A 14718-nucleotide genomic window follows, 5' to 3' on the forward strand; every position below is an offset into this window, starting at 1 on the left:
ACAGTGCGGATCGTGACTGATCTACGGGCCGACATTCTGGCCGAACTCCGGGTCCAGCCGATCATCGACCCGAAGGGTGAGATCCGCCGCCGGGTCGATTTCCTGGTCGACTACCTGCGCGCCAGTCCGGCGCGGGGCTTCGTGCTCGGGATCAGTGGCGGCCAGGACAGCACCCTGACCGGCCGGCTGTGCCAGCTGGCCGTCGAGCAGACCCGCGGCGAGGGCCGGGAGGCGACGTTCGTGGCGGTCCGGCTGCCCTACGGGGTGCAGGCCGACGAGCACGACGCGCGGATCGCGCTGGACTTCATCCGGCCCGACCGGTCGGTCGAGGCGAACGTCAAGGCGGGTGCGGACGCGACGGCGGCCGAGGTGGCGCGGGCTCTGGGAGATCAACTGCGGGATTTCGTACGGGGCAATCTCAAGGCCCGCGAGCGCATGATGATCCAGTACGCGATCGCCGGCCAGCTCAACCTGCTGGTGGTCGGCACGGATCACGCCGCCGAGGCGGTGACCGGATTCTTCACGAAATATGGTGATGGTGGGGTGGATGTCACGCCGCTCACCGGCCTCACCAAGCGGCAGGGCGGTGAGCTGCTGCGCGAGCTGGGCGCGCCGGCGAGCACCTGGCAGAAGGTGCCCACGGCGGACCTCGAGGACGATCGGCCGGCCCTGCCCGACGAGGTGGCCCTGGGCCTGACGTACGCGGAGATCGACGACTACCTGACCGGTGCCGACGTCGAGCCGGCGGTCGCGGCCCGGCTGGAGTCGGTGTTCCTGGCCACCCGGCACAAGCGCGCCCTCCCGGTCACCCCGTTCGACGACTGGTGGCGCTCCTGACGAGCCCGCCGGCCCCACCGCCGTCCGGCTCGAAGCTGGTGGCCGCCCCGGCCTCCGCGACCGTGCGGGCCGATCAGCCCGCGTGCGGCACGCGCCGGGTCAGTCGCTGCCAGAGCCAGCCGGCCGGCACGTTGCGGTCGAAGAGGACGTAGTCCCCCACCGCCCGGTTGGTCACGGTGTCCACCAGCGACCGCCGGGCCGCCGGATGCCCGACGAACAGCAGCTGGTCGTCCGGCCGCAGGGAGAAATCGTCCTCCGGGCCGAGCACGGTCTCGTCACCGCGCAGCGCCATCAGCGGCACGGCGGCGAGCGGGCGGTCGCGGTTCTGCGGGCTGCGGACCAGGTCACCGAGCCGGGCGTCGCCGCCGGCGAGCCACGGCCCGAGGGTGGGCGTCTCGGCGTCGGTGAGCGTGACCTTCCAGACGCTGCCCAGCCGGCTGCCGCAGTGCGCCTGGAGCCGGTCGAGGAGCTGTTGCGCCCAGTCGTCGCCCCGGGCCGGCATCTCCCGCAGGAACCGCCACAGCAACGGCGAGCTGAGCTGCGCGTAGATCTCGCGGGAGACGACCTCGGCGGCGACCATCACCCAGTCGGCGCCGATCGCCTCGAACAGCGGCGCGCTGGCCCGGTGGTTCTGCCGGGCGGCGATGAACAGGCCCGGATTGTGCCGGCGGGCGGCCGCGATCAGCGACAGGTTGGTGGTGTCGTTGTCGGTGCCGGCCACGAAGCCGGCCGCGCCGGCCGGATCGGTGCGCTCCAGCACGGCCGGGTCGGACGCGTCCCCGACGATGACGCCCGGCTCGGCGCAGGCCACGTCGACGATCGTGACCTCGAGGCCGTCGGCGCGCAGATCCTCGACGATCTTGTGGCCGAACCGGCCGAAGCCGCACACGATCCAGCGTCCGGAGGCGGGCGCGCGACCCGGTTCCGGTAGTTCCGCCCCCGGCCCGCGGACCAGCCAGGACATCATCTGGTACGAGGTGGGCGCGTGCAGCGCCAGCCGCACGTGGTCGCCGAACCGGTCGAACGGGTTGACCACCGTGGGCGAGCCGAACGCGCGCATCCGGTGCTCGACGGCCGGCGACAGGGCGCGGGCGACCACGGTCAGCTCCGGGCGGATCAGCGCGGCCGTCATCGCGATCGCCAGGTTGGTCTCGTCGTCGTCGGTGAGCGCCAGCACCCCCTCGCAGAACGGGTGCTCCAGACCGGCCAGGTCGAGGGTGCGCGGGTCGGCGGCGTCCCCGGTGAGGCCCGGCACGTCGGCGTAGTAGGCGTCGATGTCGAGCGAGTCGACCCGCTCGCTGGACCGGTCGAGCACCACCAGCCGGCGGCCCAGCGAGTCGAGCGCCCGGCCCAGCAGCTGCCCGGTCTGGCCGTAGCCGGCGATCAGCAGGAACGGCTCGCGCAGCCGGTTGACCGTGCGGGTGAACCGGCGCAACGCGATGGCCTGCCGGAACGTACGGTCCCCGAGGAGCGCCAGCAGCGAGCCGACGACGTACGTCCAGCCGATCACGGTCAGGTAGATGGTCGACATGACCCACAGCCGCTGTGCTCCCGAGAACGGCTGCGGCAGCTCGCCGTACCCGATCGTGGTGGCCGTGTAGCTCATGAAGTAGAACGCGTCGAAGAAGGTCATGCCGGGCGGCACCAGCGTCAGCCCGAGCACGCTCACCGAGAAGATCACGATCAGCACGATCAGCGGCGCCCGCATCCGCCGCAGCAGCAGGAAGATGGTCGGCGACGTCTCCGTGTAACGGGCCGACAGGCGCCGCCCGTGCCGGTGCCGGTGCCGCTGCCCGGGCCGCTGCGGGGTCATCGGCGGTGGAACGACACGGTCTCGATCACCAGCAGCGCGACCGAGACGAGGTTGGCCAGCAGCGCCCCGCCGGACAGCGACACGACCCCGGCCGTCGCCGCGGCGTCCAGTCCCTGCGACGAGACCTGCGTGGCGTACGCCCACATCAGAGCGGCCGCGATCAGCTGAAGGTCGGCGACCAGGCTGGTGGCCAGGTGGACCGCGCCGATCTGGGTGCGGTCGCCGAACTTCAGGACCGTGGCGATCAGGCTGACCACCACGGCCGCGAACAGCTCGTAGACGCTGTGCAGCGTCGGGTCGGAGATGTCCCCGATGAAGAACCCGAGGTTCAGGGTGGCCGCCAGCAGCACGAAGAAGCCGAAGACCACCTTTTCCAAACTCATGGGATCACGCTAGTGCCTCAGTTCCCCGGCGGCACTTCGGTCGGCCCACTGCCGGGGCGGCGCCGAGGGAGACGTCGTCTTCTGTGAAGAAGGGGTCTCCGGGACGGCGGAGCCACCTCTTCACTGAACGAGGGATGACCTTGCCGTTTCGGGCAGGCGATGCGCGCAACGTCGGAGGTGTGCCGAGGGGCGTCCCAGCAGATGAACGGGCCGGCCAAGCAGTGGGAAGGCGCAGGAATCGGCCGGCATGGGGCCGGCGGCGGCCCGGCGCCCGCGCGGAATCGGCGGGTCAGGGTGGGTCAGGGTGGGTCCGGGAAATCCGCCAATCCCTGCTCCCAGCGTTGCCGGCGCTGGTCGAGGGTCTGCTCCCACCACGGGGTGCCGCGTTCGCCGAGTGCCACTTTGGCGGCCTGCACCCGGACGCGGGCCGGGGCCGGGTCCTGGCCGGCGCGCTTGGCCGTGCCGACGTCGCGCCGGGCGGACATCAGGGCGCGGCGCAGGACGGCGGCCACGTCCTCGGGGATGGCGGGGTCGGTGGCCCGCCAGCGCCGGCCGGAGATGATGACGAAGTGGCCGTCCTCGGTGCGCGCCGGCGGTTCCTGACCCATCCGCGGGACGTTACCGCGGCTCAGGCGGCAACGCCGGAGCCGGCTGCGGCGGGTCAGGGGCCGACCAGCCGGCGGATCCTGGCGGTGCAGGTGCTGCTGACGTCGGGCCATGGTGTGCCGAGCACCTGCGGGGCGGTGTTGCTCAAGGAGGTGCCGTTCACCGCCACGGCGTGGAAGAACGTCATCGTCTTCTCCGCGCCGTACGTCTGGAACAGGCACTGGACGCCCAGGTAGGCGGCGCCGTAACGGGCCGACGCGTCGCGGGCCGAGGACTTCGCGGCCGGTCCGCCGACGTTCAGGTCACCCTTGACGGAGCGGACGAAGGTGGCGGTCTCGGCTCGCCGGGGGTACGCGGTGAACGGCTGGTCGCCGCTGGTCGCGTATTCGGCCAGGCCCTCGGTCAGCCACCAGCCGTCGGCCCCCGGCACCTCGACGGACCGGCCGGCCAGGCTGGCCACGTGGGTCAGTTCGTGGCGGAGCAGCGCGCCCAGGCCGATCGTGCCGAGCGCGGACAGTCTGACCACGGTCGACTCGGATTCCGGCTGGGCGTAGCCGGCCACCCACCGGCCCTCGTCGCCGTACGGCCACTTGCCCCATTCTTTGTCACCGGCCAGATAGATCACGTACTTCCCGGGTCTGACGTCGCCGCCGAACCGGTCGGCCACCCCGGCGGCGGCCTCGGCGTCGGCGAGGGTGGCCGACATCCGGCCGGCGTTGGCGGCGGTGGCCGCGACGACCACCCGGTTGCCGGCCAGCGCCTTGAGCACCGACTGGGTCCACGGCGGTGCGGTGCGGCCGGTGCGGCCGGGGTAGATCTCGGTCAGCCTGGGGCCGGCCGGGTCGCCCAGGTTCCACATCGTGTGCAACGGCTGATTCAGGCTGCGCGGGCACGGGTCGGCGAAGCAGTAGTCGACGTCCACGACGGCCGACCAGCGGGCGGTGCCGGTCTCGGTGATCGAGGAGACCGTGGGACTCCACCGGGTGATGCCGAGGGCGCGCAGCGAGGTGAACCGGTCGGTCAGCCAGGGCGCGACCAGTTCGGCCTCGGCGTCGGCGAGGCTGACGAACTTGCCCTTGTCCCCGGTCAGCAGCGCCACCGACTGCGTGGTCAGCGCCTCCCCGATGGCCGCGCGGACCCGTTCCTCGGCGGCGTCGCGTTCAGCGGCGGCACTGTTCGTTTCGACTGTCGCCGGATTGCCACCATTTGTGTACGCCGTGGTCGGGCTCGCCTGAGTCCCGCCGCCCGACGCGCCCCGCACCACCAGCACGACCCCGGCGAGGACCGCCACGAGCACCACCGCGAGCCCGATCAGCAGCGCGATCCTGCGCGGCGAGCGCACCCCCGGCCCCGGCGGCGGCCCGGCCGGCGACGCAGCTGACGGCACGGTTGACGGGGCCCCCGGCGGAGCAGCCGGTGGGGCGGCGGGCGGCTGCGAGTAGGCCTGCGGGCGGATTCGCGGGACTTCGGACATGACGCACGGTACCGTGCCGGCTACGTGTTCCGCCGCCCGGGCACATCGATGGTGATGCCCGGCGACGAGGGTTCCTCACGTAGCTCGAGCTTGCTGATCGTCGCGTCCGCGGGCACGTCGTAGTAGAGCCGATCGGCGACGGCGGCGCCCGCGGCCAGGTCGTCGAGCAGCCTCGTGTCGCCCCTGATCTGGGCGAGCGCGTCGGCGAGGTAGGCGGTTCCCCGGGCGTCGTACAGTTTGGCGAACGAGATCCCGGGCTTGCGCGGCGTACCGCTGAGGTTGTGCACCGTGAGGCCGACGGTGCAGAGCCGGGGCGCCGAGCCGGCGCAGTCGACCGAGCCGACCGTGTATTCGAAGATGCCCTCCCGGGTGACCGCGGCCCCCATCGTGCCGGTCTTGACGGTTCGGTCGGGCACCGGTGGGGCAGCGTCGGAACATCCCCCGAGCAGGACCGTAACCGCCGAGAGGGTGAGCCAGGCACGTCGCATGCCGCACCCTTTCGGCAGCCCGGCCCGCCACTGAAGCAGCCGCGCCCGACAACTCAAGCGGCCGCGCCCGGCGAGCGAAGCGGCCGCGCCCGACACCTGAAGCCGCCGCGCCCGGCGAGGGGGCGGGTCACAGGAGGGCGCGGAGGTCGTCGGCCTCCGGCATGCCGGCCGCGGCGTAGCTGGCGACGGCCTGTTCGTAGTGCTCACGGGCGCGGGCGGGATTGCCGAGACCGCGGTGCGCGTGCCCGAGACCGGCATGGGCCCGGGCCTGCTGGGTGCGGTCGTCGACCTCGGTCGCCACCGCGTCGGCGGCGCGATGGTGGCCGAGCGCGTCGGCGAACCGGCCGGCCCGGACGGCCACCTCGCCCAGCCCGTTGTGGGCCCACGCCACCCCGTCGCGGTCGCCGACCTCCTCGTAGATCCGCAGCGCCTGCCCGAGCGCGTCGGCGGCCCGGTCGAGCCGGCCCGTGGTGAGGTGCAGCAGCCCGAGGCTGTCGAGGATCTCGGCCTGGCGCACCCGCAGGCCGAACCGCCGGCTGAGGGCGAGTCCCTCGGCGAGGTGGCGGCGCGCCGAGTCGGGCCGGCCGAGGCGCATCTCGATGCCGCCGATGCCGTTGAGCAGGTTGGCCTCGCCGGACCGGCTGCCGGCCAGCCGCGCCAGTTCGAGCGCCGCCCGGTAGTGGGCGCCGGCCGCCTCGTACCGTCCGGCCCGTTCCTCGAGGATGCCGAGGCCGCACAGCGCCCGGCTCTCGCCGTTGCGGTCGGCGGCCGCGCGGCTCAGCGCGAGGGCGTGTCTCTGGTGGTCGACGGCGAGGTCGTGGTGGCCGGCCCGTTCCTCGACGTCGGCCAGGTTGTTGAGGATGCGGGCCTGCTCCTCGGGGTGGCCGGTGCCGTAGAGAGCGAGCGCCCGGTGCAACTGGTCGATGCCGGTGGCCATCTCGCCCCGGTGCAGGTACATGATCGCCTGGTCGGTCAGGGCACGGGCCTGCGCGGCCGGATCGCCCATCGTGCTCGCGGCCCGGTAGGCGTAGCCGTGCACCCGCAGGCCGGCGCTGTGGTGGCCGTCGGTCAGGTACATGTAGAGGGTGCGGGCCAGTCGCGTGGTATGCGTCGGCCAGCCGTGCGCCGCCGTGTAGCCGGCCACCGCGATGAGCGTCGGCCGCTCGGTGTTCAGCCAGGTCACCGCCGCGTCGGGGGTGCTGAGGTCGGGGGTGACCACCCCGCCGGGCGCCGCGTGCTTGTCGGCCGGGTTGACCGTGTCCATCGCGCCCGCCGCCGCGGTCAGGTAGTAGTCGAACAGGCGGGTCAGCGCCTCCCGCCGCTCGGCCGGCGGATCCTCGTCGTGGGCCCGGCCGGTGGCGTGGTCGCGGACCAGGTCGTGCAGGGCGTAGCGGCCGGGGGCGACGGCCTGCAGCAGGTGGTCGCCGCTGAGCCGGTCGAGCCGGGCCCGCGCGGTGCCGAGCTCCAGACCGGCGAGCGCGGCCGCGGCGTACGCGTCGATGTCCTGACCCGGATGCAGCGCCACCAGCCGGAGCAACCGCTGGTGGCCGTCCGGCAGACGTCGCAGGGACAGGTCGAAGGCCAGTTCGACGCCGGTGTCGAGACGCCGGTCGCGGTGCCGTTCGTCGAGCCGGTCGGCGTGGTCGGTGAGCGTCCAGTCGTCGGTGTCGCGGATGTGCCCGGCGATCAGGCTCAGCGCGAGCGGGAGGTGACCGCAGCGGCGGGCGATGCGGGCGGCCGCCTCCGGGTCGGTGCCGACCGGCACCCGGCCGACCGCCCCGGCCAGGAACGCGGCCGACTCGGCCGGGGTGAAGACGTCGACGCCGAGGTGGGTGGCGCCGTCGAGGCCGTCGAGGCGGCGCCGGCTGGTGATCAGCGCCCGGCCGCCGGGGGTCCGCGGCAGCAGCGGGCGGACCTGCTCGGCGTCGGCGGCGTTGTCGAGGACCACCAGGGTGCGGCGCCCGGCGAGCCGGTCGCGGTAGGCCGCGACCAGGGCCGCCTCACCGTTGGGGATCTGGTGGCTGGGCACGCCGAGGAGGCGGAGAAAGCCGTCGAGTACGGCGGTGGGGTCGGCCGGCGGCTGACCCGGGTCGGGGTGGAAGCCCCGCAGATCGACGAACAGGACCCGGTCGACCAGCTTGTCGCGGAGCAGCTGGTGCCCGGCCCGGACGGCCAGGTGGGTCTTGCCGACCCCGGCCATCCCGTCGATCACCGCGACCGGGCCGGTGGCCCGCAGCCGGTCGAGCTCGCCCGCCCGGCCGGTGAAGCCGGGCAGCTCACCGGGCAGCGTGTCCTGCACCCGCACCTGGGACACGGCCTCGATCTCGCCGCCGATGACGCGCAACGCCTGGCGCCACTGGGACACGTACGCGTCGTCGGGGTGCAGGGCCTGCACGACCGCCAGGACGAGATCGTTGTTGAGCCGGCGGCGTCCTGGCACGAAGCAGTTGGCCACCGTGGACCGCCTGGTCAGCTCCCCGGCCGGCCGCCCGGCCGCGGTCCAGGCCGCGTTGACCCGGTCCTTGATGGTCTCGTAGGACGGGTCGCCGGCCCAGATCTTCAGCAGCCGCAGCCGTTCGACCAGGTCGTCGACGGTCCCGGCGAGGGCCGGGTCGGGCTTGTCCAGCGGCGGCATCGCACCATCGTGCCGCGCCGGGGCCGGGCCCACCGACCCGCGTCCAAATTCGTCCAGACTTCGCGCGCGACCCCGGACGCACCCACGAGACTCGACGAGTCGTCGGCCAACGGGGGTCAGGGAGCCGATGCTCCCTGGCCGGCCGGCATTGGCGATCGGCCCCGCGCCGCCCCAGCGCGGGGCCGATCCTGGTCTTTGCTCCCTCGGCGCGCGGGCGGCGAATAGGGTGGCGGCATGGTGTCCGCGGTCGGCCTCGTCGTCCATCCGAGCAAGCCGGTGGCGAAGTCGGTCGAGGCCCTGCTCGCGTTCGTCGCCGGGCATCCGGTGCGGGTGCTGGCCCGCGAGAGCGACCGGGGACGGGTCCCCGCCGCCGTCGAGATGGTCACCGAGGAGCAGTTCGTCGCCCAGGTCGGGGCGGTCGTCTCGCTCGGCGGGGACGGCACGATGCTCGGCGCGATGCGGCTGATGATCCCCCGGCCGGTGCCGGTGCTCGGGGTCAACCACGGCAACCTGGGCTTCCTCGTCGAGGTGTCGCCGGCCGAACTGCCGGGTGCGCTCGCCCAGCTCGCCGCCGGTGACTTCACCATCGAGCCGCATCCGTGCCTGGAGGTCGGCACCGGGCCGGACGTCCGGTACGGCTTCAACGACGTGGTGCTGGGCCGCACCGGGCGAACCGGCTCGATCTCGGTCGACCTGACCGTGAACGACCTGCACTACGGCTACTACAAGGGCGACGCCGTCATCGTGTCCACCCCGACCGGGTCCACGGCGTACAACTACGCCGCCGGCGGTCCGGTGCTCTCGCCGTCCTCGCAGGCCATGGTGATCACCCCGGTGGCGCCGATGGCCGGGATCGGCCGCCCGGTGGTGCTGGGTGCGAGCGAGCGGCTGCGGCTCACCGTGGCCGAAGAGAGCGCGCCGATCGCCGTCGACGTGGACGGCACCGTGGCCGGGGAGCTGGGCCGCGGCGAACAGTTGACCGCGGTGATGCGGCCGGACGCCGCGCAGGTGATGCGGCTGTCGGCCAGCAAGCACGCCAGCCGCAGCCGCATCAAGCTCAGCCTGCTCGACCTGCCGCTGCGGCGGGACCAGCTGCTGGAGCTGATCCCGCCGGAGCTACGACGGCAGGGTCCGCAGATCAGTGAAACGTGACGACCACCGGCACCCGCGCTGACCGTTCCGGGACCTCGACCGTCAACGTCCGCGTCCCGGAGTCGTAGGTCCACGCCTTCGTGAGCCGGCCGTCGACCCGGACCCGGCCGGGCTCGGCGGCGTTCCGGACGGTGACCGTCCACGCCCGCTTCGCGGTCGCCTTCGACCCGCCGATCAGGACCAGGTCCTTGAGGTACGTCAGGCGGGTGTCGCCGCCGGCCTCGTGCAGGACCGTGGTCCCGGGTGCGCCCGCGGTGACGGTCACCCCCGCGCTCGTCGGCACGAGACCGCCGGAGCGGGTGAACACCGGCATCGTGTCCAGGCCGTTGGTGATCTGGGCGGTGGTCCCACCGGCGTACGTGCGGCCGGTGAAGTAGTCCGTCCAGGTGCTGCCGGGCGGGAACCAGACCTGGGTCGTGGTGCTGGTGCCGGCGCTGGTCACCGGGGCGACCAGCATGTCGGGGCCGTACAGGTACTCGGAGCCGGCCGTCGCGTACGCCTCCTGCTCGCCCGGGTAGGCCAGGTAGAGCGGCCGGACGATCGGCAGGCCGGTGCGGTTCGCCTCGGTGGCCGCGCTGTAGGTGTACGGCTGGAGCGTCTTGCGCAGGTTCAGGAACTTCTTCGCCGACGCGTTGGCGGCCGTCCCGTACTGCCAGGGCAGGCGGTCGCTGTGGTTGGAGTGCAGCCGGTCGATCGGCTGGAACGTGCCCAGCTGCACCCACCGGGCGTACAGGTCGTCGGGCAGTTTGGTGCTGCCCGGCTCACTGCCCGGCTCCTGCAGGCCGTTGGTGTGGCCGCCGATGTCGTGGCTGATCGACGCCAGACCGGTCGCCGCCGACTCGCCGCCGGTGTAGCCGACCTCCCACTGCAGCGTCTGCCAGTTGGAGATGGTGTCACCGGTGAAGTGCAGGGTGGTGCGCTTGTCCGCCCACGGTCCGGTCGGTACGGCGGTGGGACTGCTGTAACCGCCGGCCGACAGCGACCCGTACGCCCGGGAGAAGGCGAAACCGGTCTCGTCGGCGTACTTCTGGTTGATCCACGCGTCCGGGGTGACGCCCGGCAGGGTCGACTTGGAGCCGTCGCAGCACCAGTCGAGCCACCAGAAGTCGAGGCCCTTGGGCGCCATCTCGCGGTGCAGCTTCAGGTAGGCCGCGAGCTGGTCGGGGTCGCCCCAGTCGAAGACGTAGTTGCTGCCGTTCAGCTGGAGCTTGCCCTTGGCGGTGGCCTGCGCCGCCGCGAACTTCGGGTCGGCGCCGCCGATGCTCGGGTGGATGTTCAGGCCCGTTCGCACCCCCTGGGCGTGCAGCCAGTCCACGAAGCCCTGCGGGTCGGGGATCCGGGACGGGTCGATCGACCAGCCGTTCCACCGGTCCGGGGACTTGAAGTCGGTGTCGACGACCAGCACGTCCATCGGTACGCCCTCGGCCTTGGCCCGGGTGACGATCTGCTGGAACTGCGCGGCGGTGCGGTCGAAGTACTCCGAGTACCACACCCCGTACGCCCATTGCGGCAGCAGTTTGGTCGGACCGGTGAGCGTGGACAGATCCTGCAGGCCGCGCGCGTAGTTCTGGCCGTACCCGAAGACGTACCCGTCCTGCTCGGGGTCGGTCCGCGGGGCGGTCGTGCGCAGGGCCGAGGCGGAGTCGTCGAGCAGCGACCAGCCGTCCTGGAAGAGCAGGCCGGGCACGGTGAGCGCGCCGCCGTCGACCCCGTCGAGGCCCCGCCGGTAACCGCCGAGCGGCGCGTGCGGGGCGAGCAGCGGCGAGCTCGTGCTGGTGACCGCCACCGTGTCGACGTTGACGTTGCAGCTGGCGTCGGTCGGGCAGCCGAGCGTCACGGTGTTGGTGCCGGCGGCCAGGGTGACCGGCACGCTGACGGTGCGCCAGTAGTCCCAGCCGCTGGTCGGCGGGAGCGTCGCCGACACCCCGTTGACCGTGACCGGGCGCGACTGGATGGGCTGGCTGCCGGCCTTCGCGTTGGCGTAGCGCAGTTGCACCCGGTAGGTGCCGGCGCTCGGCACCCCGGTCACCGAGTAGGCGGCGCCGGCCCCGGTCCGCTCCAGCCCGGCGACGAAGCCGGTGCCGGCGAACCCGTTGTGGTCGGCCGCCGACTTGCCGCCGCCGGTCAGGGTGCCGGTCTCGGCCTCGCACACCGAGCCGTACGCGCACGGCTGCGCGGCCGCCGGGGTCGGTGCCGGGAACGGATCGCCCGGCCGCACCACGGCGACGCTGTCGACGTTGACGTTGCCGGAGTCGCCGGCCCCGCGCACCACGGTGATCTCGTGCCGCCCGGCGGACAGGCTCAGCGGCACGGTGGCCACCGCCCAGGTGTCCCAGTTGGCGGTCGGCGGGAGGCTGAGGGTACGGGCCGAGCCGCCGTCGACCGTCACGGTCAGCGTGCGGGTCACGTTCTGCCCGTCACCGCCGGTGCTGTTGGCGTAGCGGACGCTCAGTTGATAGGTCTCGGCCGAGGCCGGACCGGTGGCCAGCCCGAGCGAGTCGCCGGTGCTCTGGAACCCGGCCGCGAAGCCCGACCCGGTGAATCCGGCGTGGTCGGCGGCGATGCCGGGGCCACGCAGCAGCATCGACTCGGCCTCGCACAGCTTGCCGATCGCGCAGTCCGGCGTGCCGCGCCCGGCCCACGGGGCCGCCTGCACGGTCTGCGCCCCGGCCTTGAGCTGCACGGTCAGGTTGCCGGCGCCGAACGATCCGGAGCCGACCCGGTAGCGCAGGGTCAGCGCCGAGGTGTCGATGGTCAGCCAGCCGCCGGCGGTGCTGGTCCGGTACGGGGTGGCCGCGAACGAGTCCCGGCCGACCACGTTGAACGTGGCCGCGTCGGTGAACTTGCCGGTGTTCGAGTACTCGGTGCGGATCAGGGTGGGCGACAGCACCTCGAAGCGGGCGTTGCCGGACACGACGGCGGAGTCCTGAGCCGCTTTCGGCTTCTGCGCCTGGGCGGGGGCGGACGGGACGAGGATCAGTCCGGCGACCAGAAGTACGGCCGCGGACCGGGCGGGACCATGATCGAGCATGACGCACACCTTCGGTGGGGACGGGCACGACATTCGTCGATCGACACGATTGCTTTACAACGTAGTAAAAGTCAATAGATCGACGCCGGTCCCGGCCCGAAGACCCGCCGGGTCAGGCACTGCGGGGCAACCGGAGCGGCCGGGACAAAAAGTTCCGGCCGGATGTCGATCGGGCCGCACGCCGTTCGACGCGTCGGTGAGAGACACCTGACGGAGGAGACAGAGATGCGGTTCATGGTGATCACCAAGGCGACGGCGGCGAGCGAAGCCGGCCGGCCGCCCGCCACCGAGGAGTTCGAGGTCGTGGGTGCCTTCATCCAGGAGATGGTCGACGCCGGCGTGCTGCTGGCGGCCGACGGCCTGCACCCCAGCACCCAGGGCGCCCGGATCTACTTCGACGGCACGACCAAGACCGTGGTGGACGGGCCGTTCACCGAGACCAAGGAGCTGATCGCCGGCTTCTTCCTGGTCGAGATGAAATCGCTGGACGAGTGCGTCGAGTGGTTCAAGCGCTTCCCCGTCCTGCGCCCGGGTGACGGGGAGCGGAGCAACATCGAGATCCGCCGGGTCGTCCAGGCCGAGGACTTCGCCGAGGAGATGACCGCCGAGCAGCGCGAAGCCGTCGAACGGCGGGACGCGGGCGCCCGCTTCGACTGATCATCGCGGTTTGCCTCCGATCGCGCGGTGGAGTAGACGAGGTCGGTGACCACCGAAACCCACCGCGCGATCGAGACGGTCTGGCGGATCGAGGCGCCCCGGCTCGTCGCCGGGCTCGCCAGGCTCGTGCGTGACCTCGGCACGGCCGAGGAACTGGCGCAGGACGCCCTGGTCGCGGCGCTGGAGCAGTGGCCCGCCGAGGGCGTGCCCGACAATCCGGGCGCGTGGCTGATGACCACGGCCAAGCGGCGCGCCATCGACCAGATCCGGCGCGCCGAGACCTACCGGCGCAAGGTCGCCGAGGTCGGCCGGGAGCTCGAGGAGTCCGCCCCCGACATCGGCACGCTGGTGGCCGAGGACGACGGCATCGGCGACGACCTGCTGCGGCTGGTGTTCGTGGCCTGCCACCCGGTGCTGTCCACCGAGGCCCGCACGGCGCTGACCCTGCGGCTGCTCGGCGGCCTGACCACCGACGAGATCGCCCGAGCCTTCCTGGTGCCCGAACCCACGGTCGCCCAGCGGATCGTACGGGCGAAGAAGACGCTGGCCAAGGCGCGGGTGCCGTTCGAGGTGCCGCAGGGCGACGAGCTCGCGGCCCGGCTCGGGTCGGTGCTCGAGGTCGTCTACCTGATCTTCAACGAGGGCTACTCGGCCACCGCCGGCGACGACTGGATGCGGCCGGCGCTGTGCGCGGACGCCCTGCGGCTGGGCCGGGTGCTGGCCGGGCTGGCCCCGCGCGAGCCCGAGGTGCACGGCCTGGTGGCGCTCATGGAGATCCAGGCGTCCCGGGCGGCGGCGCGCACCGGGCCGGGCGGCGTACCGATCCTGCTCGCCGACCAGAACCGGGCCCGCTGGGACCAGCTGCTGATCCGCCGCGGGCTGGCGGCGCTGGAGCGGGCCGAGGCCCGGGCCGCCGGCCGGCCCGGCCCCTACCTGCTGCAGGCCGCCATCGCCGCCGTGCACGCCCGCGCCCGCCACTTCGCCGACACCGACTGGGAGCGCATCGCCGCGCTCTACGAGAAGCTGGCCGAGGCCGGCCCCTCCCCGGTGGTCGAGCTGAACCGGGCGGTCGCGCTCTGCATGGCGTACGGGCCGGCGGCCGGCCTGGAACTGCTGGACCAGCTGATGGACGTGCCGGAGTTGCGGAACTACCACCTGCTGCCCACCGTGCGCGGCGATTTCCTGAGCCGGCTCGGCCGCACCGACGAGGCCCGTGTCGAGTTCGAACGGGCCGCCGCCCTGACCCGCAACGAGCGCGAACGCACCTTGCTGCTGGACCGCGCCGCCCGCGCTCGAACTCCCCTGCCCACCCCACTCCCCCGCCCCGTTGACCCGCCCGGCCACCGCCACCGCGCCGGCACCCCGCTGCCGCCGGACAACGGGCCTCGGAAGCGCCGGGAGGGCCCATCTTCCCGGGAGAAGGGCTGACCCGACCTACCACGGCGGCGCCGCGACGGCCGGTTGACCGAAATCAGGGGGTTCTCGGACCCGGGTCCCACATGGCGGACCACGGGCCCGAGAGGTGGACGGCGGTCCCATATGTCGGCCGCCCCGGAGTGTGAAAAACAGGAGTCCACATGAGAGATCCCGGTGGTTTCGTGGCCGGCTCGAGGGGTACGCAGCGGCCCACTTGATCTAGGCC

The 14718-nt window shown here is 73.0% G+C and carries 11 protein-coding genes; 4 read left to right on the forward strand and 7 right to left on the reverse strand.

Annotated features, from left to right (window positions below; all coding sequences use genetic code 11):
- The first annotated feature begins 12 nt into the window (after window positions 1-12).
- Entirely contained in the window at window positions 13-837 is an 825-nt protein-coding gene (nadE, locus tag Afe05nite_RS11410) for an NAD(+) synthase (RefSeq protein WP_239117731.1), read from the forward strand.
- A gap of 73 nt (window positions 838-910) precedes the next feature.
- Here nadE and Afe05nite_RS11415 read toward each other — a convergent pair whose 3' ends face one another.
- The 6 genes from Afe05nite_RS11415 to Afe05nite_RS11440 form a co-directional block, all read right to left on the reverse strand.
- Window positions 911-2650, reverse strand: a complete 1740-nt coding sequence (locus Afe05nite_RS11415; RefSeq protein ID WP_203816992.1) for a potassium channel family protein — start codon at window positions 2648-2650, stop codon at window positions 911-913.
- Window positions 2647-3033 carry a DUF6394 family protein gene (locus tag Afe05nite_RS11420; RefSeq protein ID WP_203816993.1) on the reverse strand — a complete coding sequence of 129 codons (387 nt, stop codon included), beginning with the start codon at window positions 3031-3033 and terminating at the stop codon, window positions 2647-2649. The genes Afe05nite_RS11415 and Afe05nite_RS11420 overlap by 4 nt, the downstream gene beginning before the upstream one ends.
- 299 nt (window positions 3034-3332) lie before the next feature.
- Window positions 3333-3641, reverse strand: coding sequence for a hypothetical protein (locus Afe05nite_RS11425; RefSeq protein ID WP_203816994.1), 309 nt, complete (start codon window positions 3639-3641; stop codon window positions 3333-3335).
- A gap of 53 nt (window positions 3642-3694) precedes the next feature.
- The gene (locus tag Afe05nite_RS11430; protein ID WP_203816995.1) at window positions 3695-5113 is read right to left on the reverse strand and encodes a hypothetical protein; all 1419 of its coding nucleotides are present in this window, start codon (window positions 5111-5113) and stop codon (window positions 3695-3697) included.
- Between the two features lie 20 nt (window positions 5114-5133).
- The gene (locus Afe05nite_RS11435) at window positions 5134-5601 is read right to left on the reverse strand and encodes a DUF4352 domain-containing protein (RefSeq protein WP_203816996.1); all 468 of its coding nucleotides are present in this window, start codon (window positions 5599-5601) and stop codon (window positions 5134-5136) included.
- Between the two features lie 127 nt (window positions 5602-5728).
- Complete coding sequence (locus Afe05nite_RS11440; RefSeq protein WP_203816997.1) at window positions 5729-8236, reverse strand: ATP-binding protein; 2508 nt, start codon at window positions 8234-8236, stop codon at window positions 5729-5731.
- A gap of 234 nt (window positions 8237-8470) precedes the next feature.
- Between Afe05nite_RS11440 and Afe05nite_RS11445 the strand changes: the two genes are divergently transcribed.
- Window positions 8471-9388 (forward strand): NAD(+)/NADH kinase, encoded by a 918-nt coding sequence (locus tag Afe05nite_RS11445; RefSeq protein WP_203816998.1) that lies wholly within the window; start codon window positions 8471-8473, stop codon window positions 9386-9388.
- Here the strand turns inward: Afe05nite_RS11445 and Afe05nite_RS11450 are convergent.
- Entirely contained in the window at window positions 9375-12419 is a 3045-nt protein-coding gene (locus Afe05nite_RS11450) for a TIM-barrel domain-containing protein (protein WP_203816999.1), read from the reverse strand. The two genes, Afe05nite_RS11445 and Afe05nite_RS11450, sit on opposite strands and share 14 nt — an antisense overlap.
- Before the next feature lie 225 nt (window positions 12420-12644).
- On the opposite strand from Afe05nite_RS11450, the gene Afe05nite_RS11455 reads away from it, so the two are divergent.
- Both Afe05nite_RS11455 and Afe05nite_RS11460 read left to right on the forward strand, forming a co-directional pair.
- Window positions 12645-13076, forward strand: a complete 432-nt coding sequence (locus tag Afe05nite_RS11455; protein WP_203817000.1) for a YciI family protein — start codon at window positions 12645-12647, stop codon at window positions 13074-13076.
- Between the two features lie 45 nt (window positions 13077-13121).
- The gene (locus Afe05nite_RS11460; RefSeq protein ID WP_203817001.1) at window positions 13122-14504 is read left to right on the forward strand and encodes an RNA polymerase sigma factor; all 1383 of its coding nucleotides are present in this window, start codon (window positions 13122-13124) and stop codon (window positions 14502-14504) included.
- Window positions 14505-14718: the final 214 nt, after the last annotated feature.

Origin of the sequence: Paractinoplanes ferrugineus (assembly GCF_016862195.1) — a bacterium.
In the GTDB taxonomy this organism is placed as follows: Bacteria; Actinomycetota; Actinomycetes; order Mycobacteriales; family Micromonosporaceae; genus Actinoplanes; species Actinoplanes ferrugineus.

Bases quoted from the DNA above. Each gene is read 5' to 3' on its own strand.
- Afe05nite_RS11415 (WP_203816992.1), bottom strand. From the start codon at position 2,650: ATGACCCCGCAGCGGCCCGGGCAGCGGCACCGGCACCGGCACGGGCGG.
- Afe05nite_RS11420 (WP_203816993.1), bottom strand. From the start codon at position 3,033: ATGAGTTTGGAAAAGGTGGTCTTCGGCTTCTTCGTGCTGCTGGCGGCC.
- Afe05nite_RS11425 (WP_203816994.1), bottom strand. From the start codon at position 3,641: ATGGGTCAGGAACCGCCGGCGCGCACCGAGGACGGCCACTTCGTCATC.
- Afe05nite_RS11430 (WP_203816995.1), bottom strand. From the start codon at position 5,113: ATGTCCGAAGTCCCGCGAATCCGCCCGCAGGCCTACTCGCAGCCGCCC.
- Afe05nite_RS11435 (WP_203816996.1), bottom strand. From the start codon at position 5,601: ATGCGACGTGCCTGGCTCACCCTCTCGGCGGTTACGGTCCTGCTCGGG.
- Afe05nite_RS11440 (WP_203816997.1), bottom strand. From the start codon at position 8,236: ATGCCGCCGCTGGACAAGCCCGACCCGGCCCTCGCCGGGACCGTCGAC.
- Afe05nite_RS11445 (WP_203816998.1), top strand. From the start codon at position 8,471: ATGGTGTCCGCGGTCGGCCTCGTCGTCCATCCGAGCAAGCCGGTGGCG.
- Afe05nite_RS11450 (WP_203816999.1), bottom strand. From the start codon at position 12,419: ATGCTCGATCATGGTCCCGCCCGGTCCGCGGCCGTACTTCTGGTCGCC.
- Afe05nite_RS11455 (WP_203817000.1), top strand. From the start codon at position 12,645: ATGCGGTTCATGGTGATCACCAAGGCGACGGCGGCGAGCGAAGCCGGC.